At 61.4% G+C, this 23,350-nt stretch carries 18 protein-coding genes and 3 tRNA genes; 20 read left to right on the forward strand and 1 reads right to left on the reverse strand.

Annotated features, from left to right (window positions below):
• Positions 1 to 29: 29 nt before the first annotated feature.
• The 20 genes from leuB to AC1DRN_RS18055 all read left to right on the forward strand — a co-directional run bounded on the left by leuB (position 30) and on the right by AC1DRN_RS18055 (position 22,216).
• A complete protein-coding gene (gene leuB, locus AC1DRN_RS17960) occupies positions 30 to 1,112 on the forward strand; it encodes a 3-isopropylmalate dehydrogenase (protein WP_223457080.1) in 1,083 nt (360 codons plus the stop codon).
• A 66-nt stretch (positions 1,113 to 1,178) separates the two neighbouring features.
• Positions 1,179 to 2,291 carry an aspartate-semialdehyde dehydrogenase gene (gene asd / locus AC1DRN_RS17965; RefSeq protein WP_007975660.1) on the forward strand — a complete coding sequence of 371 codons (1,113 nt, stop codon included), beginning with the start codon at positions 1,179 to 1,181 and terminating at the stop codon, positions 2,289 to 2,291.
• A gap of 259 nt (positions 2,292 to 2,550) precedes the next feature.
• On the forward strand, positions 2,551 to 3,561 hold the full coding sequence (locus AC1DRN_RS17970; RefSeq protein WP_223457082.1) for an aspartate-semialdehyde dehydrogenase: 1,011 nt from the start codon (positions 2,551 to 2,553) through the stop codon (positions 3,559 to 3,561).
• Positions 3,562 to 3,766: 205 nt separating this feature from the next.
• Positions 3,767 to 6,370 (forward strand): motility hub landmark protein FimV, encoded by a 2,604-nt coding sequence (locus AC1DRN_RS17975; RefSeq protein ID WP_223457084.1) that lies wholly within the window; start codon positions 3,767 to 3,769, stop codon positions 6,368 to 6,370.
• A 309-nt stretch (positions 6,371 to 6,679) separates the two neighbouring features.
• Entirely contained in the window at positions 6,680 to 7,504 is an 825-nt protein-coding gene (truA, locus tag AC1DRN_RS17980) for a tRNA pseudouridine(38-40) synthase TruA (RefSeq protein WP_095943676.1), read from the forward strand.
• A gap of 63 nt (positions 7,505 to 7,567) precedes the next feature.
• The gene (locus AC1DRN_RS17985; RefSeq protein WP_223457086.1) at positions 7,568 to 8,194 is read left to right on the forward strand and encodes a phosphoribosylanthranilate isomerase; all 627 of its coding nucleotides are present in this window, start codon (positions 7,568 to 7,570) and stop codon (positions 8,192 to 8,194) included.
• Positions 8,195 to 8,411: 217 nt separating this feature from the next.
• Positions 8,412 to 9,332 (forward strand): acetyl-CoA carboxylase, carboxyltransferase subunit beta, encoded by a 921-nt coding sequence (gene accD, locus AC1DRN_RS17990; protein WP_223457088.1) that lies wholly within the window; start codon positions 8,412 to 8,414, stop codon positions 9,330 to 9,332.
• Complete coding sequence (gene folC / locus AC1DRN_RS17995; protein ID WP_223457090.1) at positions 9,329 to 10,636, forward strand: bifunctional tetrahydrofolate synthase/dihydrofolate synthase; 1,308 nt, start codon at positions 9,329 to 9,331, stop codon at positions 10,634 to 10,636. The genes accD and folC overlap by 4 nt, the downstream gene beginning before the upstream one ends.
• Positions 10,620 to 11,288 (forward strand): SPOR domain-containing protein, encoded by a 669-nt coding sequence (locus AC1DRN_RS18000; protein WP_223457093.1) that lies wholly within the window; start codon positions 10,620 to 10,622, stop codon positions 11,286 to 11,288. The genes folC and AC1DRN_RS18000 overlap by 17 nt, the downstream gene beginning before the upstream one ends.
• A gap of 98 nt (positions 11,289 to 11,386) precedes the next feature.
• Positions 11,387 to 11,947 carry a CvpA family protein gene (locus AC1DRN_RS18005; protein ID WP_223457095.1) on the forward strand — a complete coding sequence of 187 codons (561 nt, stop codon included), beginning with the start codon at positions 11,387 to 11,389 and terminating at the stop codon, positions 11,945 to 11,947.
• Positions 11,948 to 11,988: 41 nt separating this feature from the next.
• Positions 11,989 to 13,494, forward strand: a complete 1,506-nt coding sequence (gene purF, locus AC1DRN_RS18010) for an amidophosphoribosyltransferase (protein ID WP_108217777.1) — start codon at positions 11,989 to 11,991, stop codon at positions 13,492 to 13,494.
• A gap of 81 nt (positions 13,495 to 13,575) precedes the next feature.
• The gene (locus AC1DRN_RS18015) at positions 13,576 to 14,787 is read left to right on the forward strand and encodes an O-succinylhomoserine sulfhydrylase (RefSeq protein ID WP_223457097.1); all 1,212 of its coding nucleotides are present in this window, start codon (positions 13,576 to 13,578) and stop codon (positions 14,785 to 14,787) included.
• Complete coding sequence (locus AC1DRN_RS18020; protein WP_223457099.1) at positions 14,784 to 15,560, forward strand: SDR family oxidoreductase; 777 nt, start codon at positions 14,784 to 14,786, stop codon at positions 15,558 to 15,560. The genes AC1DRN_RS18015 and AC1DRN_RS18020 overlap by 4 nt, the downstream gene beginning before the upstream one ends.
• 245 nt (positions 15,561 to 15,805) lie before the next feature.
• Positions 15,806 to 15,881, forward strand: a tRNA-Val gene (locus AC1DRN_RS18025).
• Between the two features lie 53 nt (positions 15,882 to 15,934).
• Positions 15,935 to 16,011: transfer RNA gene (locus AC1DRN_RS18030), tRNA-Asp, on the forward strand.
• 92 nt (positions 16,012 to 16,103) lie between these two features.
• A tRNA-Asp gene (locus AC1DRN_RS18035) sits at positions 16,104 to 16,180 on the forward strand.
• 458 nt (positions 16,181 to 16,638) lie between these two features.
• Positions 16,639 to 19,470: a xanthine dehydrogenase family protein molybdopterin-binding subunit gene (locus tag AC1DRN_RS18040; RefSeq protein ID WP_223457101.1), complete on the forward strand. Its 2,832-nt coding sequence runs from the start codon at positions 16,639 to 16,641 to the stop codon at positions 19,468 to 19,470.
• Complete coding sequence (locus AC1DRN_RS18045; RefSeq protein ID WP_223457102.1) at positions 19,463 to 20,002, forward strand: (2Fe-2S)-binding protein; 540 nt, start codon at positions 19,463 to 19,465, stop codon at positions 20,000 to 20,002. The genes AC1DRN_RS18040 and AC1DRN_RS18045 overlap by 8 nt, the downstream gene beginning before the upstream one ends.
• 2 nt (positions 20,003 to 20,004) lie before the next feature.
• Positions 20,005 to 21,243: a cytochrome c gene (locus tag AC1DRN_RS18050; RefSeq protein WP_223457103.1), complete on the forward strand. Its 1,239-nt coding sequence runs from the start codon at positions 20,005 to 20,007 to the stop codon at positions 21,241 to 21,243.
• A gap of 1 nt (position 21,244) precedes the next feature.
• Positions 21,245 to 22,216 (forward strand): XdhC family protein, encoded by a 972-nt coding sequence (locus AC1DRN_RS18055; protein WP_223457104.1) that lies wholly within the window; start codon positions 21,245 to 21,247, stop codon positions 22,214 to 22,216.
• A 117-nt stretch (positions 22,217 to 22,333) separates the two neighbouring features.
• Here AC1DRN_RS18055 and AC1DRN_RS18060 read toward each other — a convergent pair.
• Positions 22,334 to 23,350, reverse strand: a 1,017-nt coding sequence (locus AC1DRN_RS18060; RefSeq protein ID WP_477786766.1) for an NAD(P)/FAD-dependent oxidoreductase, incomplete at its 5' end; no start/stop codon positions are given.

A 23,350-nucleotide genomic window follows, 5' to 3' on the forward strand; every position in this document is an offset into this window, starting at 1 on the left:
GGCGCACCGACTGATGACATGAGGAAAGCATGAGCAAGCAGATTCTGATTCTCCCAGGTGACGGTATTGGCCCGGAAATCATGGCCGAAGCGGTCAAGGTACTGGAATTGGCCAGCGACAAGTTCGCATTGGGTTTCGAACTGAGCTTTGATGTGATCGGTGGCGCTGCCATCGACAAGCACGGCGTGCCCCTGGCCGACGAAACCCTGGAGCGTGCCCGCGCGGCCGACGCCGTGTTGCTGGGCGCCGTTGGCGGCCCGAAATGGGATGCCATCGAGCGTGACATCCGCCCTGAGCGCGGCCTGCTGAAAATCCGTGCGCAACTGGGCCTGTTCGGCAACCTGCGTCCGGCGATCCTGTACCCGCAACTGGCCGAGGCTTCCAGCCTGAAGCCGGAGATCGTTTCCGGGCTGGACATCCTGATCGTGCGCGAACTGACCGGCGGCATCTACTTCGGCGCGCCTCGTGGCACCCGCACCCTGGAAAACGGCGAGCGTCAGTCCTACGACACCCTGCCGTACAGCGAAAGCGAAATCCGTCGTATCGCCCGTGTCGGCTTCGACATGGCCATGGTGCGTGGCAAGAAGCTGTGCTCGGTGGACAAGGCCAACGTACTGGCCTCCAGCCAGCTGTGGCGTGAAGTGGTCGAGCAAGTGGCCAAGGATTATCCTGAAGTCGAACTGAGCCACATGTACGTCGACAACGCCGCCATGCAGCTGGTGCGCGCACCGAAGCAGTTCGACGTGATCGTCACCGACAACATGTTCGGCGATATCCTGTCCGACCAGGCCTCGATGCTCACCGGTTCCATCGGCATGCTGCCATCGGCGTCCCTGGACACCAACAACAAAGGCATGTACGAGCCGTGCCACGGTTCGGCGCCGGACATCGCGGGCAAGGGCATTGCCAACCCGCTGGCGACCATTTTGTCGGTGTCGATGATGCTGCGTTACAGTTTCAATCAGCAGGCCGCGGCCGATGCCATCGAGAAAGCCGTCAGCCTGGTGCTGGATCAGGGTTTGCGCACGGGCGACATCTGGTCGGCCGGTTGCACTAAAGTCGGTACGCAGGAAATGGGTGACGCAGTAGTCGCCGCGCTGCGGAATCTGTAATCTCTCGGGCCCGCTGCCAAATTCATTACAAAGCAGCGGCCCACATTTCAAGAAGGTGTAGTTGCGATGAAACGTGTAGGTCTGATCGGTTGGCGCGGTATGGTCGGTTCCGTGCTCATGCAGCGGATGCTGGAAGAGCAGGATTTCGATCTTATCGAGCCGGTGTTTTTCACCACTTCCAATGTCGGTGGCCAAGGCCCGTCCGTGGGCAAGGACATTGCTCCGCTCAAGGACGCTTACAGCATTGAAGAGCTGAAAACCCTCGACGTGATTCTGACCTGCCAGGGTGGCGACTACACCAGCGAAGTCTTCCCCAAGCTGCGTGAAGCCGGCTGGCAGGGCTACTGGATCGACGCCGCTTCCAGCCTGCGTATGCAGGATGACGCGGTGATCGTTCTGGACCCGGTGAACCGCAAGGTCATCGACCAGCAACTGGACGCGGGCACCAAGAACTACATCGGCGGCAACTGTACCGTCAGCCTGATGCTGATGGGCCTGGGTGGCCTGTTCGAAGCCGGTCTGGTGGAGTGGATGAGCGCCATGACCTATCAGGCGGCCTCCGGTGCCGGCGCGCAGAACATGCGTGAACTGATCAAGCAGATGGGCGCGACCCACGCCGCTGTTGCCGATCAACTGGCCGATCCGGCCAGCGCGATCCTCGACATCGACCGTCGTGTTGCCGAAGCCATGCGCAGCGACGCGTACCCGACCGAAAACTTCGGCGTACCGCTGGCCGGCAGCCTGATTCCGTGGATCGACAAGGAACTGCCGAACGGCCAGAGCCGCGAAGAGTGGAAGGCCCAGGCCGAGACCAACAAGATCCTCGGTCGCTTCAAGAGCCCGATCCCGGTCGATGGCATCTGTGTGCGTATCGGCGCCATGCGCTGCCACAGCCAGGCGCTGACCATCAAGCTGAACAAAGATGTGCCGATCGCTGATATCGAAGGGCTGATCAGCCAGCACAACCCTTGGGTCAAGCTGGTGCCGAACAGCCGTGAGACCAGCATTCAGGAGCTGAGCCCGAACAAGGTCACCGGCACCCTGAACATCCCGGTTGGCCGTCTGCGCAAGCTGAACATGGGTTCGCAGTTCGTCGGCGCGTTCACCGTTGGCGACCAGTTGTTGTGGGGCGCGGCCGAACCGCTGCGCCGCATGCTGCGGATCCTGCTCGAGCGTTGATCGGTTGATGCAATGAAAGAACCCGCGCCTTGAAAGAGGTGCGGGTTTTTTTATGCAAGTAGCGTCGTCAGTGCCGGCCTCATCGCGAGCAAGCTCGCTCCCACAGAGAGTTGGAGTTGAATAGAAATTTTGTGTACACCATCAGCCCCTGTGGGAGCGAGCTTGCTCGCGATGGGGCCAGGTCAGGCACCACAGAATTGCCTGCATGCCAGTCACCCGGTAAAGTGCCGCTCCCCCCGTTTCGCCAGAGGTAAAACCCATGAGCCAGTCCATTGATATTGCCGTGATCGGCGCCACCGGTACTGTCGGCGAAACGCTCGTGCAGATTCTCGAAGAGCGCGATTTCCCGATCGGCACCCTTCACCTGTTGGCCAGCAGCGAATCGGCCGGCAGTTCCGTACCGTTTCGCGGCAAGAACGTGCGGGTGCGGGAAGTCGATGAGTTCGACTTCAGCAAGGTGCAGCTTGGGTTTTTCGCGGCCGGCCCGGCGGTTTCGTTGAGTTTTGCTTCCCGCGCGACCGATGCCGGATGCTCGGTGATCGATCTCTCCGGTGCCTTGCCGGCCGAAAAGGCGCCGCAGGTCGTGCCTGAGGCGAACGCTCAGGTGTTGGCTGGCTTGAAAAAACCGTTTCAGGTCAGCAGTCCAAGTCCGTCGGCCACCACGCTGGCGGTGGTGCTCGCGCCGCTGATGGATTTGCTCGATTTGCAGCGCATCAGCTTGACCGCCAGCCTGGCGGTATCGGCCCAGGGCCGCGAAGCCGTGAGCGAGCTGGCGCGGCAGACCGCCGAGCTACTGAATGTGCGGCCGCTGGAGCCGAAATTCTTTGATCGGCAGATGGCCTTCAACCTGTTGGCCCAGGTCGGCAAACCGGATGAGCAAGGCCATACGTTGCTGGAAAAGCGCCTGGTGCGTGAGCTGCGTCAGGTCATGGCGCGGCCGTCATTGAAGATTTCTGTCACTTGCATTCAAGCCCCGGTGTTTTTTGGCGATAGCTATAGCGTGACCCTGCAGTCCGCGAGTGAAATCGACCTGGTGAAAATCAATGCGGCCCTGGAAGACGCACCCGGCATCGAGCTGGTGGAAGCCGGCGATTACCCGACCCCGGTGGGCGATGCGGTAGGGCAGGATGTGGTCTACGTCGGTCGGGTTCGCCAGGGTATCGACGACCCGTCGGAACTTAATCTGTGGCTGACGTCAGATAACGTACGCAAAGGCGCGGCGCTCAACGCTGTGCAGCTGGCTGAGTTGTTGCTTAAAGACCTGCTGTAAAAGATACTTTGCAACAATTTGTCGATTGATTCCGGGCGAGCCTATGCTTGCCGGAGTGCTGAAGGCGAGCCGCTCTGCGGGGCTTTGCCGGGCATTAATGAAATGACCGCGCGCGACGACTCTCGCCGTTGCGCGCAATGCCTTACGGCAGCGACTATCAATACCTTCTCGCTGGCCGAGGAATGTTCAAACTAAGGATGAGCTAATGGTTCAAGTTCGCAAACTGGTGTTAGCAATAGCGGCCGCCTCGGCGCTGTCCTCCGGTATGGCGCATGCCCTCGGGCTCGGGGAGTTGACCCTGAAATCGACGCTCAACCAGCCGCTGGTAGCGGAAATCGAGCTGCTCGATGTCAAGGATCTCACCGCTGCCGAAGTGGTGCCGAGCCTGGCCTCACCAGACGATTTCGCCAAGGCCGGTGTCGACCGCCAGGCGTTTCTGAACGACTTGACCTTCACCCCGGTGCTAAACGCCAGCGGCAAAAGCATCCTGCGCGTGACCTCCAGCAAGCCACTCTCCGAACCCATGGTGAAGTTCCTGGTTCAGGTCATGTGGCCGAACGGTCGTTTGCTGCGCGACTACAGTGTGCTGCTCGATCCGTCCAAATTCTCGCCGCAAACCGCTGAAGCGGCTGCGCAACCGACGTCAACGGTTGCCGCACCCGTAACCGGTGCGACCAAGGCGTCCCAATACACCACCACACCGCGCGATACCCTGTGGGAAATCGCCGCGAAGGCGCGTAATGGCGGTTCGATCCAGCAAACCATGCTCGCCATCCAGGCGCTGAACCCGGACGCCTTCATTGACGGCAACATCAACCGCTTGAAAACCGGCCAGGTGCTGCGCCTGCCGGACCAGGCGCAGAGCGCCGGCCTGCCGCAACCCAAGGCCATTGCCGAAGTAGCCGCGCAAAACAAGGCCTGGCGTCAGGGTCGTCGTTATGTGGCGAAACCCGGGGCAGGGCAGCAGCAGCTCGACGCCACCAATCGCGCACGCACCGATGGTGCTCCGGCTCAAGCGGCCACCGACAAGCTGAGCCTGGTTTCTGCCGAGTCCGGCAAGAACCGTGGCAAAGGTCCTGTCGGCGATGCCAAGGCCCTCGGCAACAAGCTGGCGGTGACCCAGGAAAGCCTCGACACCAGTCGTCGTGATAATGCCGAACTGAAGAGCCGCATGGCCGACCTGCAAAGCCAGGTGGACAAGCTGCAGCGCCTGATCGAGCTGAAGAACAACCAATTGGCCAAGTTGCAGGCCGAGGGCGCAAATGGCGCCCCGGCTGCTGCGACGGCTCCGGCAATGTCGGCCGAACTTGCTGCCAACCCGGCCGCAGCGCCTGCTCCGGCTGACACTGCACCAGCGTCCGAGGCAACTCCGGCGTCGGCCGAGAAGCCCGTTGAGGCAACACCGGCAGCATCCGACGATCAGAAATTCAATGAGTTGCTGACCAATCCGGTGCTCCTGGGCCTGGTGGGTGGCGGTGCGGTGATTCTACTGCTCTTGCTGCTGTTGCTGGCGCGCCGCCGCAAAGCCCTGCAAGAAGCCGAAAAGCATATGCGCATGGCGCGTGCCTTGGCCGAAGAACAGCCGTTCTCGGCCGATTTCGACTTGCCGGAAACCAGCTTCGAAGGCCTGGAAGTTCCGTCGCCGAGCGTGAAGCTGGCGACTGCACCGACGCCTGCTCCCGCGCCAGCGCCGGTCGTTGCTCCAGTCGTGATGACCACGCCGATCGCCGCGCCATTGGTGGCGCCGGCTGCCGAGCGTTCCGACGACGTGCTGGGCCAGGCCCAGTCGCACATCAATGCCGGTCGCTTGAACCAGGCTGCCGCGTTGCTGGAGGACGGCGTCAAGCAGGAGCCCAAGCGCAGTGACCTGCGCTTGAAACTGATGGAAGTCTACGGCCAGCAAGGCGATCGCGATGCGTTCGTCGGCCAGGAGCGTCAGTTGGTGGCCAATGGCGATAACTTTGCCCAGGTTGAAAAGCTCAAAAGCCGCTTCCCGGCCATGGCGCTGGTGGCTGCCGGTGGTATCGCCGCAGCCGCCGTTGCCGCCGAGCTGGACGCGCAATACGTCAAGGATCTGTTGCTCGATGAGCCGCAAGCACCGGCGCCAGAGCCAGAACCGGCGACGTTCGAGGATGACCTCGACAGCGCCTTCGACCTGAGCCTGGATGATCTGGACGCGATCACGCCTGTGGCGCCGGCACCTGCGCCGGAGCCTGAAGTGGCGGCGCTGGCAGACCTGGATGAATTCCCGCTGGATGACGATCTGAGTTTTGAGTCGGTGTTGCAGCAACAGACTGAAATCAAGGAAAACCTCGATGATCTGTCGGACTTCGACCTGGACCTGGATCTCGGTGCAGAACCGTTGCCGGCGATACTGGCTGAAGATGATTTCCTGCTGGATCTGGACGAAGGCGTGAAGGACTTTCCGGTCGCCGAAACCCCGGCTGTTCCCGAGGTTGCACTGGATGATCTGGAATTACCGGCCGATTTCGACCTGTCGCTGGCCGATGAAATGGACGCGCCGGATGCGTTCGAAGCAGAGTTGGATGATGTCAACGCCGAGCTGGAGAGCCTGTCCAACAGCATCGGCGAGCCGACCTTCACCGAAGCAGATGCCGCGCTGGGCGACGATGATGACTTCGACTTCCTCTCGGGCACTGACGAAGCCGCCACCAAGCTCGATCTGGCTCAGGCCTATATCGACATGGGCGACAGCGACGGTGCCCGCGACATCCTCAATGAAGTGGTAAGCGAAGGCAGTGCCGAGCAGAAGAGTGAAGCCGAGGAAATGCTTTCGCGCCTGGCTTGAGTGTTCGGTAGGTTGTAAACAGAGCGGCAGCCTATTGAGGCTGCCGTTTTTGTTTGGTCCATGAATTGATGTCGTCTGCGGTGGCCCCTTCGCGGGCAAGCCCGCTCCCACAATGGTTTTGTGTTGACCACAAAATGTGCATCCACTAAAGATCCCCTGTGGGAGCGAGCTTGCTCGCGATGAGGCCCTAACATTCACTCCAGTCCCTCAGTTGTACTGGCATCCCCTCCAGTCGGCCTTATAATGCCCGCCTTTGGTACATCAGCAGGCTGTCCCTCCTTGGCAAATATAGATAACCCGGCCGCCGAAATGGCAGCCGACGGCTTTTTCCGCATCGCGCTGGGCGTCGAATACAAGGGCTCGCGCTACCGCGGCTGGCAGCGCCAGGCGTCCGGGGTGCTCACCGTGCAGGAAACCCTCGAAAACGCCTTGTCCAAAGTCGCCGATTCACCCGTTTCGCTGATGTGCGCCGGGCGTACCGATGCCGGGGTGCATGCCTGCGGACAGGTGGTGCATTTCGACACCCAGGTCGAGCGTTCGATGAAGGCCTGGACCATGGGCGCCAACATCAACTTGCCCCACGACGTCAGTGTCAGTTGGGCCAAGGTCATGCCAGCGCATTTCCATGCGCGGTTCAAGGCCATTGCCCGGCGTTATCGCTATGTGATCTACAACGATCAGATCCGCCCCGCACACCTGAACGAAGAAGTGACCTGGAACCACCGTCCGCTGGACGTCGAGCGCATGGCCGAGGCCGCCCAGTACCTGCTCGGCACCCATGATTTCAGCGCGTTTCGCGCCGGCCAGTGCCAGGCCAAGTCGCCGATCAAGGAGCTGCACCACCTGCGCGTCACCCGTCACGGCAAGATGATCGTGCTGGATATTCGCGCCAGCGCCTTCCTGCATCACATGGTGCGCAACATTGCCGGCGTGCTGATGACCATTGGTGCTGGTGAGCGTCCGGTGGAGTGGATGAAAGAGGTGTTGGAGAGCCGGATTCGGCGGACCGGTGGCGTGACCGCGCATCCATTCGGTTTGTATCTGGTTCAGGTCGAGTACCGTGACGAGTTCCAATTACCCGAGCGCTACATCGGTCCACACTTCCTGACCGGTTTCTCGGAACTTGGCGGCTGACGCCCTCGGATGCTTTTGTTACCATCCGGGACTTTCCCGGATTTGTCTTGGAGTTGTGTCGACATGTCAGCCGTTCGCAGCAAGATCTGTGGGATTACCCGCATGGAAGATGCGTTGGCAGCCGTCGAGGCCGGGGCGGATGCCATCGGATTCGTGTTCTACGCCAAAAGCCCCCGTGCGGTGACGTTCCAGCAGGCGCGCTCGATCATCAAGGCGCTGCCGCCGTTCGTAACCACCGTGGGCTTGTTCGTCAATGCGAGCCGTTGCGAATTGGGTGAAATTCTCGACGCGGTGCCCCTGGACCTGCTGCAATTTCACGGCGATGAAAGCGCGGCCGAGTGCGAAGGTTGGCACCGCCCGTACATCAAGGCGCTGCGGGTCAAGGCGGGTGATGACATCGCCGCGGCCTGTGATGCCTATGCCAGTGCCAGCGGGATCTTGCTCGATACCTATGTCGAAGGCGTTCCCGGAGGAACCGGTGAGGCATTTGACTGGTCACTGATACCGCAAGGCTTGAGCAAGCCGATCATTCTGGCGGGCGGTCTGACGCCGGATAACGTCGCCGAAGCGGTTGCGCGCGTTCGACCTTACGCCGTGGATGTCAGCGGCGGGGTAGAGGCGAGCAAGGGCATCAAGGATCACGCAAAGATTCAGGCATTTATCAAAGCGGTACGCGGTAGCACCTGTTGATGTGACGGCTGGCAGACTGCCGCCGTCCACTGCACTGTACAAAGCGGATGCACTGCACACAGCAGGCAGATCCGAGGGTTTGTGGTTGCACGCAGGTCATGTTTCGCGCTGACCGTGGCAGTCCATCGACCGTCGCCGCACACATGAATTTAGCGCTAGGGCATACACGGGGCCGCGAACCAGAGCGTTCGGGCCGCCGGTACTGGAGAAAGAAAGCATGAGCAACTGGTTAGTAGACAAACTGATCCCTTCGATCATGCGTTCCGAGGTCAAAAAGAGCTCGGTGCCTGAAGGTCTTTGGCACAAATGCCCGTCTTGCGAGGCTGTGCTTTATCGTCCAGAGTTGGAAAAGACCCTGGACGTTTGCCCCAAGTGCAACCATCACATGCGTATCGGCGCCCGCGCTCGTATCGACATTTTTCTCGACGTTGAAGGTCGTACCGAGCTGGGTGCGGACCTGGAGCCGGTTGACCGTCTGAAATTCCGCGACGGCAAGAAGTACAAGGACCGCCTGACCGCTGCACAAAAGCAGACCGGTGAAAAAGATGCGCTGGTTTCCATGAGCGGCACTTTGCTGGGCATGCCGGTCGTGGTTTCGGCGTTCGAGTTTTCCTTCATGGGCGGTTCGATGGGCGCCATCGTCGGTGAGCGTTTCGTTCGCGCCGCCAACTACGCCCTGGAAAAACGTTGCCCGATGATCTGCTTCGCCGCTTCCGGCGGTGCGCGGATGCAGGAAGCGCTGATTTCCCTGATGCAGATGGCCAAGACCTCCGCGGTGCTGGCGCGTTTGCGTGAAGAGGGCATCCCGTTCATCTCGGTGTTGACCGATCCGGTCTACGGCGGCGTTTCCGCCAGTCTGGCGATGCTGGGTGACGTGATTGTCGGTGAGCCGAAGGCGTTGATCGGTTTTGCCGGTCCGCGTGTGATCGAGCAAACCGTGCGTGAAAAACTGCCGGAAGGCTTCCAGCGCAGCGAGTTCCTGCTGGAGCACGGTGCCATCGACATGATCATCGATCGTCAGGAGCTGCGTCCGCGTCTGGGCAACCTGCTGGCGCAAATGATGGGTCTGCCAACGCCGAAGTTCGTGGCTGCACCTATCGAGCCGATCGTGGTTCCACCGGTACCTGTCGGCCTATGACCCAACGTACCCTTGGCGAATGGCTCGCCTACCTCGAGCAGTTGCACCCTTCGGCCATCGACATGGGCCTGGAGCGGTCGCAGCAGGTAGCGTCCCGCATGGGACTGGGCAAGCCGGCGCCGCGGGTGATTACGGTCACCGGGACCAACGGCAAGGGTTCCACCTGTGCGTTCGTGGCGTCCTTGCTGCGGGCCCAGGGCTTGAAAGTGGGGGTTTACAACTCCCCGCACCTGCTGCGTTACAACGAGCGGGTGCAGGTCAATGGCGTCGAAGCCACTGACGCCGAGCTGTGCGAGGCCTTTGTCGCGGTAGAGGCCGGGCGCGGCGATACTTCCCTGACTTACTTCGAAATGGGCACCCTGGCGGCGTTCTGGCTATTCCAGCGTTCAGGGCTCGATGCTGTGGTGCTGGAAGTCGGTCTTGGCGGTCGCCTGGATACGGTCAACGTGGTGGACGCCGATGTGGCGCTGGTCACCAGTATTGGCGTCGATCATGCGGATTACCTCGGTGATACACGAGAGTCCGTGGCCTTCGAGAAGGCCGGTATTTTCCGTCAGGGCGCGCCTGCGCTCTGCGGCGATCTGAATCCTCCACAACCTCTGCTGGACAAGGCGCGCGAGCTAAAATGCCCGTTTTTCCTGCGTGGGCGCGATTTTGATCTCGGTATGACCGATCACAACTGGCAGTGGCGCGGTGTCGATGCGCAAGGGCGTGCAGTTGAACTGCGCGACTTGCCACTGCTCGATCTGCCGATGGAAAACGCTGCGCTGGCGATGCAGGCGTACCTGCTGCTCGGCTTGCCTTGGGTGGATGCGCAGATTATCGAGGCGCTGCGGGCAACGAAGGTAGTCGGTCGCCTGGATCGCCGTGAGTTCGAGTGGCTAGGCAAGCGCTTGAATCTATTGCTGGATGTGGGGCATAACCCCCATGCGGCGGAGTATCTGGCTCGTCGTCTGGCCAGTCGCCCGCCGGTCGGCAAGCGCCTGGCGGTGTTCGGGCTGTTGGCGGACAAGGATCTGGATGGTGTTGTCGGCGAATTGAATGCTAGTGTCCAGCACTGGGCTGTCGCACCGCTGGATTCGCCTCGAGCGCGTCCGGTTGCGGATTTGCACGGCGCTCTGCAGGGTCTGGGTGCTTCGGTCACGTCATACGAAAGTGTCGCGGCCGCCCTGGAAGGGCAGTGCGCGCGGGCCACGAGCGACGACGAAATCCTGTTGTTCGGATCATTTTATTGTGTCGCCGAGGCCCTTGAATGGCTGGCCCGGCGCTCCACGGAGGACGCGGCAAATGGCATTGCTGGATAAGGCATACAAGCAGCGCATGGTTGGCGCCCTGGTGTTGGTCGCGCTGGCAGTGATTTTTCTGCCGATGCTGTTTTCCCGCCAGGACGAACAGCGCCAGGTGACGGTCGAAGCGCCGGCGGCTCCGCGGGCGCCTGCGATGCCCCAGGTGCAGGTCGAGCCCGTGGTGGTGCCCGAGCCGCAAGCCTTGCCTCAGGAACCCGTGCCGAGCGATGACGAAATCGCCCAGCAGGAATCGGCGGTGCCAAGTGCGCCGGTAGTTCCAGCACCAGCGGCTCCAGCGCCAGCGGCCAAACCGGCTGCACCGGCGCCAGTCCCGGCTCTGGCCGCCAAACCTGCGACAGCGCCTGCCCAGCCGATCACCGCGGCACCGGGCAAGCCGGACACCACGCAAAGCCGTGTCGATGCCAATGGTTTGTCTGTCAGCTGGTCGGTGCAACTGGCCAGCCTGTCGAGTCGTGAAAGCGCGGAAAAACTTCAGAAAACCCTGCGCAGCCAGGGTTACAACGCCTACATCCGTACCGCCGACGGCAAAAACCGGGTGTTTGTCGGGCCGTTGATCGAGCGCGCTGAGGCCGACCGCCTGCGTGACTTGCTGAACCGCCAGCAGAATCTCAAGGGGTTTGTGGTGCGCTTTCAACCGGAACGTGGCTAAAACTATCGCCCCGATATGAAATGCACTGGCAATAGCAGCTTACCGATAAGCACGGGCTCTGCTAAAATGCGCCGCCTTATCCGTCTGTAGGCTGCACTGTGCCATTTACCTGGGTTGACTGGGCGATCGTAGCGATCGTCGCCATCTCCGCATTGATCAGTCTGAGCCGCGGCTTCGTCAAAGAAGCATTGTCGCTGCTGACCTGGATCATCGCAGGAGTCGTTGCCTGGATGTTCGGTGGCTCACTGTCCGAGTACCTCGGCGGGTACATTCAAACGCCATCGGCTCGTATAATCACGGGCTGTGCCATCATGTTTGTCGCCACTTTAATCGTAGGCGCAATGATCAATTATCTTATCGGCGAACTGGTTCGCGTCACCGGGCTCTCCGGGACCGACCGATTCCTCGGCATGGCCTTCGGCGCCGCGCGTGGCGGGTTGCTGGTGGTCATCGCCGTCGGGCTGTTGAGCCTGGGGCCGGTACAGCAGGACGGGTGGTGGAAAGAGTCACAGCTCGTGCCAAAATTTTTATTGGTCGCCGACTGGTCCAAAAACCTGATCCTCGGGTGGAGCAGTCAGTGGCTTGCCAGCGGAATCAGCGTACCCGCTGATATACCGTTCAAGGAGCACCTCTTGCCGATGGCCAAAACGCCTCAGTGAGTTGTGTTCAGTTCAGATCCATTAAGTAGGGGTTGCGTCGCATGTGTGGCATCGTCGGTATCGTCGGTAAGTCGAACGTCAATCAGGCGCTGTATGACGCGCTAACCGTCCTCCAGCACCGCGGCCAGGACGCTGCCGGTATCGTGACCAGCCACGATGGCCGGTTATTCCTGCGCAAGGACAACGGCCTGGTGCGTGACGTGTTCCATCAGCGTCACATGCAGCGCCTGGTCGGTCACATGGGTATTGGCCATGTGCGCTACCCGACCGCGGGCAGCTCGACCTCGGCCGAAGCTCAACCGTTTTACGTCAACTCGCCTTACGGCATCACCCTGGCGCACAACGGTAACCTGACCAACGTTGAACAACTGGCCAAGGAGATTTACGAATCTGACCTGCGCCACGTCAACACCAGCTCCGATTCGGAAGTGCTGCTGAACGTGTTCGCTCACGAACTGGCCCAGCGCGGCAAGTTGCAGCCAACCGAAGAAGACGTGTTCGCCGCTGTGACTGACGTGCACAACCGTTGTGTCGGTGGCTACGCCGTCGTGGCGATGGTGACCGGCTACGGCATCGTCGGTTTCCGCGACCCGCACGGCATCCGTCCGATCGTGTTCGGCCAGCGTCACACCGACGAAGGCGTCGAGTACATGATCGCCTCCGAAAGCGTTTCCCTGGACGTGCTCGGCTTCACCCTGATTCGCGACCTGGCACCGGGCGAAGCGGTCTACATCACTGAAGACGGCAAGCTGCACACCCGTCAGTGCGCGACCAACCCGTCGTTGACTCCGTGCATTTTCGAACATGTGTACCTGGCGCGTCCGGATTCGATCATCGACGGCGTGTCGGTCTACAAGGCCCGCCTGCGCATGGGTGAGAAGCTGGCCGAGAAGATCCTGCGCGAGCGTCCGGATCACGATATCGACGTGGTCATCCCGATCCCGGACACCAGCCGCACCGCGGCCCTGGAACTGGCGAACCACCTGGGCGTGAAGTTCCGCGAAGGCTTCGTGAAGAACCGCTACATCGGCCGGACCTTCATCATGCCGGGCCAGGCTGCGCGCAAGAAGTCGGTACGCCAGAAGCTCAATGCCATCGAGCTGGAGTTCCGCGGCAAGAACGTGATGCTGGTGGATGACTCCATCGTTCGCGGTACCACTTGCAAGCAGATCATCCAGATGGCCCGCGAAGCTGGCGCCAAGAACGTGTACTTCTGCTCTGCGGCCCCAGCGGTTCGCTACCCGAACGTCTATGGCATCGACATGCCGAGCGCTCACGAACTGATCGCCCACAACCGTTCGACCCAGGACGTGGCTGACTTGATCGGCGCTGACTGGCTGATTTATCAGGATCTGCCTGACTTGATCGAAGCGGTCGGTGGCGGCAAGATCAAGATCGACAAGTTCGATTGCGCGGTGTTCGATGGCCAGTACGTCACCGGCGACGTCGACGAGGCTTACCTGAACAAGATCGAGCAGGCACGCAACGATGCCTCCAAGGTCAAGACGCAGGCAGTCAGTGCGATCATCGATCTGTACAACAACTGAGTTTCTACCGGCCCTGAGGGGCCGGTTTTGTATCTGGCAAAAAGAACTTCATCTATCAAGAGCAGGGCAAGGAGTGACAGCATGAGTCAGGAATGGGATGCCGGTCGGCTGGACAGCGACCTCGAAGGTGTAGCGTTCGATACCCTGGCCGTACGCGCCGGTCAGCACCGTACGCCGGAAGGCGAACACGGTGATCCGATGTTCTTCACCTCCAGCTACGTGTTCCGTACCGCCGCCGACGCCGCTGCGCGCTTCGCTGGCGAAGTGCCGGGCAACGTTTATTCGCGCTACACCAACCCGACCGTACGCGCGTTCGAAGAGCGCATCGCCGCGCTGGAAAGCGCCGAGCAGGCCGTGGCCACCGCCACCGGTATGGCCGCGATCATGGCTGTGGTGATGAGCCTGTGCAGCGCCGGTGATCACGTGCTGGTGTCGCGTAGCGTATTCGGCTCGACCATCAGCCTGTTCGAAAAGTACTTCAAGCGTTTCGGCATCGAAGTCGATTACGTGGCCCTGGCGGATTTGTCCGGCTGGGACGCGGCGATCAAGGCCAATACCAAATTGCTGTTCGTCGAGTCGCCGTCCAACCCGCTGGCCGAATTGGTCGACATCGCCGAACTGGCGAAAATCGCGCACGCCAAAGGCGCGATGCTGGTGGTCGACAACTGCTTCTGCACCCCGGCCTTGCAGCAGCCGCTGAAAATGGGCGCGGACATCGTCGTGCACTCGGCCACCAAGTTCATCGATGGCCAGGGCCGTTGCATGGGTGGCGTGGTCGCCGGTCGCAGCGAGCAGATGAAAGAGGTGGTGGGCTTCCTGCGTACTGCCGGGCCGACCCTGAGCCCGTTCAATGCCTGGATCTTCCTCAAGGGCCTGGAAACCCTGAACCTGCGGATGAAGGCCCATTGTGCCAACGCCCAGCAACTGGCCGAATGGCTGGAGCAGCAGGAAGGCATCGAGAAAGTCCATTACGCCGGTCTCAAGAGTCATCCACAGCACGAACTGGCGCTGCGCCAGCAGAAGGGTTTCGGTGCGGTCGTCAGTTTTGAGGTCAAGGGCGGCAAAGAGGGCGCCTGGCGCTTTATCGATGCCACGCGCCTGATTTCGATCACCGCCAACCTGGGCGACAGCAAGACCACCATCACCCATCCGAGCACCACGTCCCATGGTCGCCTGGCGCCGCAGGAGCGTGAAGCGGCGGGCATTCGTGACAGCCTGATCCGCGTTGCGGTCGGTCTGGAAGACGTGGCGGACCTGCAAGCCGATCTGGCGCGCGGCCTGGCTGCGTTGTGATCGACTTGTCTGCACCGGCCACCGGCTCGAATGGTCGCGTAGCGCTGGTGACCGGTGCTGCGCGAGGCATTGGCCTGGGGATCTCGGCCTGGCTGATCAGCGAAGGCTGGCAAGTCGTGTTGACGGATCTGGACCGCGAGCGCGGCTCGAAAGTGGCGAAGGTGCTGGGTGACAACGCCTGGTTCATCACCATGGATGTCGCCAGCGAGGGGCAGGTCGCACTGGGCGTGGCCGAGGTGCTCGGCCAGTTCGGGCGCCTGGATGCACTGGTCTGCAATGCCGCGGTTGCCGATCCGCATAACATCACTCTGGAAAGCCTCGACTTGGCTCACTGGAATCGGGTGTTGGCGGTGAACCTCAGCGGGCCGATGTTGCTGGCCAAGCACTGTGCGCCGTACCTGCGCGCTCACAGCGGTGCCATCGTCAATCTGGCCTCGACCCGCGCCGGGCAGTCTGAGCCCGACACAGAGGCTTATGCGGCGAGCAAGGGCGGTTTGCTGGCCCTGACTCATGCGTTGGCCATCAGTCTTGGCCCGGAGATCCGGGTCAATGCCGTCAGCCCTGGCTGGATCGATGCGCGCGATCCTTCGGTGCGGCGTGCCGAACCCTTGACCGAAGCCGATCATGCCCAGCATCCGGCGGGCAGGGTAGGGACGGTCGAGGATGTCGCGGCGATGGTGGCCTGGCTGCTGTCGAGGAACGCCGGGTTTGTCACCGGCCAGGAATTCGTGGTCGATGGCGGCATGACCAAGAAGATGATTTACAGCGAGTGATGGGGGCAGGGTGCGGTTTTCGGCATTTGATGTTGAATGTGCTGCCCTCATCGCGAGCAAGCTCGCTCCCACAGAGGGAGAGAGCATGCTTTTAACTGTGGGAGCGAGCTTGCTCGCGATGGCGGACTGATGGTTGCCGACACTGGCCGGAATGACACAATTTTGTCTTTTTCAGAAAAACTTCAATCCTGCTATTGACTTAGGTTCGCTACCTGCGTAAATTTCGCGGCCTCGGAGATGCAAACGGGTGATTAGCTCAGCTGGGAGAGCGTCTGCCTTACAAGCAGAATGTCGGCGGTTCGATCCCGTCATCACCCACCACTCCCGAGATACTTGCGAAAGCAAGAGGTAGGCTGAAATGCCTCCACCGACGCGCAGCGGTAGTTCAGTCGGTTAGAATACCGGCCTGTCACGCCGGGGGTCGCGGGTTCGAGTCCCGTCCGCTGCGCCATATTTTCCGAGTCGGGCATGCCTGGCTCGAGATTGAAAAGCTACTGAGTTTTCAATCAGACGAGTTACTTGAGCATCTGCTCAAAGCGATACGCAGCGGTAGTTCAGTCGGTTAGAATACCGGCCTGTCACGCCGGGGGTCGCGGGTTCGAGTCCCGTCCGCTGCGCCATATCTGCCCCGAGGCCCACTGAACGCCTTGGAGCTACGAAGAAAGCCGTTGGTTCACTTCGAGTCGATAGCAAAGACCCTGGTCGAAAGGCCGGGGTTTTTTGTGTCTGAAATTCAGGTTTTTCTCCTCTCGCCTTTTTCCAGACGGACCTTTCTGCGTGCCTCTTCGCATGAATGGCCGATTGGAGCTGCGACGCCGTCGTTCAGCGGCGCCTCTGACCTCGCGCTACCGAGATTCACGGCTACAGTTAACGTGCTGCGTCGAGTAGTCGCGTTTTTTTGATTTGTCAGTCAGTTTTTGGTTTTCCGTAAGGCCATAAGCCTATAAACTTAACCTTTCGGTCAGCTTTGCACTGTCAACAACAGCCTTTTGCATCGTCGAAAAGGGCTTCTGCAAGACTCGAGATTTCCAGTACATAACCAGAAGGGCGGACCCCATAACCGCCCAGAGGATGATCCATGTCCAACCGTGATATATCCCGGCGCTCGTTCCTTCAGGGCGGGCTGGTAGCGGGTGTGAGCGTGACGCTCACGCCATTGAGCAGCCAGGCGCTGGCCGCCTTGATGGAAAACAGCGTGACCGTGCCGTCCGAGCAGTGGCTCGGCAACAATGGCAAGGCGCGCGCCCGTAACGATGCCTTGTCCAAGGTCTGCGGCAGCAAGGTCTTTGCCCGCGACATCCGCGCCAAGGACATGCCGGGCTGGCCGCAGCAGCAGGGCCACGCCATGCTGCTCAAAACCATCAAGGCGGACCGCATCTACGCGGGTCTGGACCTTTCATGGCTCGGTACCGAGTTGCAGCCCGACCGCATCGTCACCGCCGAAGACCTGGTCAAGGACGGTATCGTGTTCCCTGAGGAGCACGCCCCGGATCCGCTGTTGCCGGCCGGCAAGGTGCCGATGTTCATCGGCCACCCGGTGGCGATCCTGATCTGGAACGACTTCGAGCGTTTCCGTCAGGCCAAGAACCAACTCAAATTCAATGACAAGGCGATTCGTTACGGTGCCCAGGTACCGTTCTACGAAGGCGATCCCTACGGCAGCTTCCGCTACGTGCGTGTCGGCGGCGCGACCTCGGCGGATGAAGACGAGTTCGCCAGCCTCAAGGATTCGATCCTGTTCCCGATGCTGAAAAACCGTCGTCCGGTGTGGAACTCCCAGCCGAACCTGCACGGCAACCTGACCGAGCGCGGGCTGTTCTACGCCAGGCGCATGAAGCAGCAGATCGATACGCCGCCGGACAACTGGCTGGTGTTCGACGAGCGCTACAAGACCCCGTCGATCGAACCGGCCGCCCTGGAACCGGACAACGGCAACGGTTGGTACGACCCGGCCACCAAGACCTTGCATTTCGTCGTCGCCACCCAGTGTCCGCTGGAAGCCGCGACCGAAACCGCGAAGATGATCGCGCCGTCGCGTTTCGGCCTGGCCAACCTGAACATGCACCCGGGTTATACCGTCGGTTACGGCTCCAAAGACCACAACATTTTCGTCTACTACGCAGCGTTGGCCGCGTTGTACGGCGCCGGTGTGCCGGTGCGCCTGGCCAACGACCGCTACGAGCAGTTCCAGAGCGGCATCAAGCGCCACCCGTTCGACATTCGCTATCAATTGGCGGTGGACAAGACCGACTACAGCTTCAAGATTTTCCGCGCTGAAATGAGCGTCGACGGTGGCGGGCGAATCAACTACAGCCCGTCGGTGGCGGCGGTGGGCGCCACGGCAGCCCAGTCGATCTACTACATGCCGCAGAACGATCTGCAGGTCACGGCCTATCACTCCCGCGCCGTTGAAGCCGGGTCGATGCGTGGCTATGGCACCCTGCAAAGCATGGCGGCGACCGAGATGATGGTCGATGAAATCGCCGGCCGCCTCGGTGTCGATGCCATCGAACTGCGCCGCAAGAACGCATTGCGCTCGGGCATGAAAAACACCCAGGGCGCGATCCCGGCCGGTGCCTTGCGCCTGCACGAGATTCTCGACAAGGCGGCGGTCCACGACACCTGGAAAAACCGCGACGCGATCAAGAAACAACGCGAAGCCGCCGACCCCGATAACTGGTACGGCGTCGGTTTCGCCATTTGCCAGAAAGACTTCGGTACCGGTTCCGAAGCGCCAATGGCCAGCATTGAATTCACTGCCGAAGGCCGCATCAGCCTGCGCCACATCGGTATCGAAATCGGCACCGGCATGTCCACCTCCCAGGCCATGGTCGTGGCCGATTTCCTCGGTATCCCGGCGCACGAAGTGAAGACCGGCGAAACCCAGTGGAAAGAGTTGCAGCTGATCAGTGGCGGCAACCCGTACATCATGAGTCAGGCCGAGCAGGACAATTTCCTGCGCAATCCACGCTGGGTCGGCAAGGTCGCTTCGGCTTCGTCGGCCACCAACTCGGCGTACTACTTCAGCCACGCCACCCGTGAAGCGGCGCGCGTGCTGTTCAACCACGGCCTGTGGCCGGCGGCGCTGGAGATCTGGCGTCAAGGCCCTTATGGCGGCCAGGCCAACCCTTACGTGGTGCGCCGCGAAGATGCCCATTGGGTCGACGGCAAGCTCACCGCCAACGGCATGGAGCCACTGCCTTTCGCCATGCTCGCCAAACGCGTTCACGAGCGTGGCCTGGTGAGCGGCGCCACCGTGCACGGTTTCAACCGCTGGAGCTGGGCCGAGGCCGAGTTCAGCATCGACGGCGTGCGTGAGCGCTTGCCGCTCGATGGCCTGGCGGTCAAGTACGGCGACGGTGCGCCGAAGGCGAAGAAGGTGCAGATGAACAGCGCCGGTTTCCATTTGCTGGATCGGCAGAACATCGCCTACCCGGCGACCCAACTGAACAACGCGGCGGTGACTTACTACAGCCCGGTGGCGACGCTGGTGGAAGTGAAGGTCAACAAGGGGTCGAACGAAGTGTCGGTGCTCAATCATCACTCGTGGATCGAGTGTGGTCGGGTGCTGGTGGAAGAACTGGTCAAGGGCCAGCTCGAAGGCGGTATCGCCATGGGTATCGGCCATGCGCTGATGGAAGAGATGCCGCTGTACGAAGGCGGGCCGGGGGAGGGTGACTGGAACTTCAACCGTTACCGCTTGCCGATGGCGCGCCACGTTGCGGTGTGGAAGCAGACCGCGGAAATCCTGCCGCCACTGTCGCCAAGCGACCCGTCCAAGGGCATCGCCGAAGTGGTGATGATCCCGGTGGTCGGTGCCATCGGCAACGCTGTGGCCCATGCCATCGGTAAACGTGTTCGCGACCTGCCTATCACTTCTGCACGCATCAAGGAGGCCCTCAATGGCTAACCGTCCGCTTCAACTGACCCTCAACGGTCAATCCGTCGGCCCGGTGGACATCCCTGATGACCTGCCGATGATCGACTACCTGCACGAATACAAGAACCTCACCGGCTCGCGCCTGGGCTGTGGTCAGGGCATCTGCCACGCCTGCGTGGTGATCGTCGACAACCCGGACGGTACCAGCGAGGAAGTGCGCACCTGCATCACCGGCGCACACTATTTCGAAGGCAAGAAGGTTCGGACCATCGAAGGCCATGCGACCCGCGACGAGCAGGGCAAGGTCACCGAGCTGAACCCGATCCAGCAGCGCTTCGTCGACGAGTTCGCCTTCCAGTGCAGCTACTGCGCACCGGGCTTCGTGAATGCCGCGACCGTGCTGGTGGAAAAGCTGCAGCGTCAGCCCGTCGTCAAAAGCCAGCTGGAAAAAGTCATCGAGGACAGCCTCGGTCATCACATCTGCCGTTGCACCGGATACGTGCGCTATTACAGCGCCACCCGCAACGTGCTGACCGATCTCGGCCTGGTCAAGGAGAGTTAAGCATGAAGTTTCTACTTAGCCGCCTGGCGTTGGCGGTTGGTCTGGCTGCGCCTGTGGTGGCGGCTCACGCGGATGATGCGCAGGTCAAGCAAGGCGAGTACCTCGCCCGTGCCGCCGACTGCATGGCGTGCCATACCGCACCGGGTGGCGCGCCCTATGCGGGCGGTCTGCCGATCGTGTCGCCGTTCGGCACGATCTACGGCACCAACATCACCCCGAGCAAAGAGCACGGCATCGGCCTGTACAACGATGACGAGTTCTTTGCCGCGCTGACCGAAGGCAAGCGCCGGGATGGCGCGAACCTGTATCCGGCGATGCCCTACACCTCGTATCACCTGATGCCGCGAGCAGATTCCGACGCGATTCATGCCTACCTGAAAACCGTCGAACCGATCGAGCGCGCCGCACCGGAAACCAGCCTGAGCTTCCCGTTCAACGTGCGCCTGGGCCTGATGGGCTGGAACATGATGTACGGCAAGGGCGTGAAGCTGGAGCCGGCTGAAGGCAAAAGCGAAGCCTGGAAGCGCGGCCAGTACATGGTTGAAGTACTGGGTCACTGTGGCGAGTGCCACACCCCACGCGGCTTGCCGGGCGCGATGCAGCAGGACAAGCGCATGACCGGCGGCATTCTCAATGGTTATCTGGCGCCGAGCCTGCTGGCCACTGACCTGGCGGCCCGTGGCTGGAATCATCAGGACCTGAGCTCGTTCCTCAAGCACGGCATGAGCGCCCAGGGCACGATGTTCAACGAGATGTTCCCGGTGTTCCACAACAGCACCCAGGGCCTCAGCGATCCGGACCTGGCGGCGATGGCGACTTTCCTGCTCGGCGATCAGCCGCCTGCGGCGAAGGTGCTCACCGAAGTGCCGTTGGACAAACTGAGCCCGAGCGCCCGGCACGGCCGTCAGGAATATTTGAATGTCTGCGCCGGTTGCCATGCGCCGGGCGGTGAGGGCAAGCCGCACATCGCCGTGGCCATGCGCGGTAACACCACGCTGCGCCTGGAAGATCCGCGCAACCTGGTACGGGTGATCGACGACGGTATCGGTGAGCAGAAGTTCTCCGGTTTCGAGCACATGCAACCGATGCCAGGGTTCGCCGGGAAGTTGAGCGACGAGCAACTCACGGATCTGCTGAACTACCTGCGTCAGGGGTGGGGCGGTCAGCCGAATGATCTGGCGGTGAACGACGTGCAGAAGTTGCGGGCCGATGCGCCGCCGCTCGAGCACAAGGCCCACTGATATGCAGCATCTCGATCTGCAAGTGGTGCGCCGGGCGCTGGAGTGGTCGGCGGACGGTCAGCGCATCTGGCTGTGTACGGTGCTGGCCACTTACGGCTCGGCACCGCGTGCACCGGGTTCGCTGCTGGCGGTGAACACTGATGGGCAATGGATTGGCTCGCTGTCCGGTGGCTGTGTCGAGGAAGACTTTCTCGAACGAGTCGCCGAGGGCGCGTTTCTGGACCCGGTCAGCGTTGTCCGTTACGGCGAAGGCGACGACCCACGCTCGCGCGTCAGCCTGCCGTGTGGCGGGGTGCTGGACGTGCTGGTCGAGAAGCTTGACGCCGATTGCGAGGTGCAAGCGCATCTGCGCGAGCTGGAGTCGGCACTGTTGGGCCGGCGTCGGTTGATCCGCGAAGTCGATCTGCAGAGCGGTGCGCGCAGTCTGTTCGATGATCGTGAGCAGGGTGTGCGTATCGAGCGTGAAATCGACCGGGTGCGTGTGCGCGTCGGCGCGGCCCAGCGTTTGCTGCTGGCCGGATATTCCAGTGTGGCTCAGGCCTGTGCAGAGTTTGCCGTGGGTCTGGGTTTCGAGGTGATTCTGTGTGATCCGCGGGACGAAGTGCTCGAAGGCGTCGTGCTGGAAAACGTGGAGATTCGTCGCCAACTGCCGTCGCTGTTCATCGCCGATGGCGGCTGTCACAGCGACACGGCTGTGGTGGCGTTGACCCACGATCCGCGTATCGATGATCTGGCGATGATGGAGGCTGTTCGCACCGAGGCGTTTTACATCGGCGTGATGGGCTCCATGCAGACCTCGCAAAAGCGCTTCGAGCGCTTGCGGCGTATTGGTGGGCTGGGGGATGTCGAGTTGGGGCGGATTCACGCGCCAATCGGGTTGAACCTGGGCAGCAAGACGCCAGCGGAGATTGCGTTGGCGGTACTGGCGGACATCCTGCGGATTCGTAGCGGTATTGCGCGGGACCGTCTCTAACCCCAAAAACCTGTGGGAGCGAGCTTGCTCGCGATGAGGTCGTAACATCCAACATATTCGTTGGCTGCTAGACCGATATCGCGAGCAGGCTCGCTCCTACAGTGTATTGCGTGCCGCTTAGTAGCCGAACCTGTCCCGCAATCCGTAATACCAGGCGCCCAATGCCGCGAACGGCGTACGCAGCATTTGTCCGCCGGGGAACGGGTAGTGGGGCAAGTCGGCAAAGGCGTCGAAACGCTCGGCCTGGCCGCGCAGCGCTTCGGCCAGTACCTTGCCCGCCAGGTGCGTGTAGGTCACGCCATGGCCGCTGCAGCCCTGGGAGTAGTAGATGTTGCCGCCCAAGCGTCCGACCTGGGGCAGGCGCGACAAGGTCAGCAAGAAGTTGCCCGTCCACGCGTAATCGATTTTCACGTCCTTGAGTTGCGGGAATGCCTTGAGCATCTTCGGTCGAATGATCGCTTCGATGTTCGCCGGATCCCGCGCGCCGTACACCACGCCGCCACCGAAAATCAGGCGTTTGTCGCCGCTGAGGCGGTAGTAGTCGAGCAAGTAGTTGCAGTCTTCGACGCAGTAATCCTGAGGTAGCAGGGTCTTCGCCAGTTCTTCGCCCAGTGGCTCGGTGGTAATCACTTGAGTGCCGCAAGGCATCGACTTGGCGGCCAGCTCCGGCACCAGATTGCCCAGATAAGCGTTACCGGCGACGATGATGAATTTGGCCCGGACCTTGCCCTGCGGCGTGTGCACAACAGGGTTGGCGCCGCGCACAATGCGCACCGCCGGCGACTGCTCATAAATCGTCCCGCCCAGGGACTCGACCGCCGTCGCTTCACCCAGCGCCAGGTTGAGCGGATGGATGTGGCCGCCACTCATGTCGAGCATCCCGCCGACATACTGATCGCAGGCAACCACCTCGCGAATGCGACGTTGATCCATCAGCTCGAGCTGGGTATGGCCGAATCGCTCCCACAGGCGCTTCTGGGACTCGAGATGCCCCATCTGCCTGGCGGTCATTGCGGCGAACACACCGCCGTCCTTCAAGTCGCACTGGATGTTGTACCTGGCGACCCGCTCACGAATGATTCGCCCACCCTCGAACGCCATCTGCCCCAGCAACTGGGCCTGCTTGGGACCGAC

It is taken from the genome of Pseudomonas sp. P5_B3 (assembly GCF_056400405.1).

Excerpts from the sequence above, each read along its gene's own strand:
- leuB (WP_223457080.1), top strand. The coding sequence starts at position 30 with ATGAGCAAGCAGATTCTGATTCTCCCAGGTGACGGTATTGGCCCGGAA.
- asd (WP_007975660.1), top strand. The coding sequence starts at position 1,179 with ATGAAACGTGTAGGTCTGATCGGTTGGCGCGGTATGGTCGGTTCCGTG.
- AC1DRN_RS17970 (WP_223457082.1), top strand. The coding sequence starts at position 2,551 with ATGAGCCAGTCCATTGATATTGCCGTGATCGGCGCCACCGGTACTGTC.
- AC1DRN_RS17975 (WP_223457084.1), top strand. The coding sequence starts at position 3,767 with ATGGTTCAAGTTCGCAAACTGGTGTTAGCAATAGCGGCCGCCTCGGCG.
- truA (WP_095943676.1), top strand. The coding sequence starts at position 6,680 with ATGGCAGCCGACGGCTTTTTCCGCATCGCGCTGGGCGTCGAATACAAG.
- AC1DRN_RS17985 (WP_223457086.1), top strand. The coding sequence starts at position 7,568 with ATGTCAGCCGTTCGCAGCAAGATCTGTGGGATTACCCGCATGGAAGAT.
- accD (WP_223457088.1), top strand. The coding sequence starts at position 8,412 with ATGAGCAACTGGTTAGTAGACAAACTGATCCCTTCGATCATGCGTTCC.
- folC (WP_223457090.1), top strand. The coding sequence starts at position 9,329 with ATGACCCAACGTACCCTTGGCGAATGGCTCGCCTACCTCGAGCAGTTG.
- AC1DRN_RS18000 (WP_223457093.1), top strand. The coding sequence starts at position 10,620 with ATGGCATTGCTGGATAAGGCATACAAGCAGCGCATGGTTGGCGCCCTG.
- purF (WP_108217777.1), top strand. The coding sequence starts at position 11,989 with ATGTGTGGCATCGTCGGTATCGTCGGTAAGTCGAACGTCAATCAGGCG.
- AC1DRN_RS18015 (WP_223457097.1), top strand. The coding sequence starts at position 13,576 with ATGAGTCAGGAATGGGATGCCGGTCGGCTGGACAGCGACCTCGAAGGT.
- AC1DRN_RS18040 (WP_223457101.1), top strand. The coding sequence starts at position 16,639 with ATGTCCAACCGTGATATATCCCGGCGCTCGTTCCTTCAGGGCGGGCTG.
- AC1DRN_RS18045 (WP_223457102.1), top strand. The coding sequence starts at position 19,463 with ATGGCTAACCGTCCGCTTCAACTGACCCTCAACGGTCAATCCGTCGGC.
- AC1DRN_RS18050 (WP_223457103.1), top strand. The coding sequence starts at position 20,005 with ATGAAGTTTCTACTTAGCCGCCTGGCGTTGGCGGTTGGTCTGGCTGCG.
- AC1DRN_RS18055 (WP_223457104.1), top strand. The coding sequence starts at position 21,245 with ATGCAGCATCTCGATCTGCAAGTGGTGCGCCGGGCGCTGGAGTGGTCG.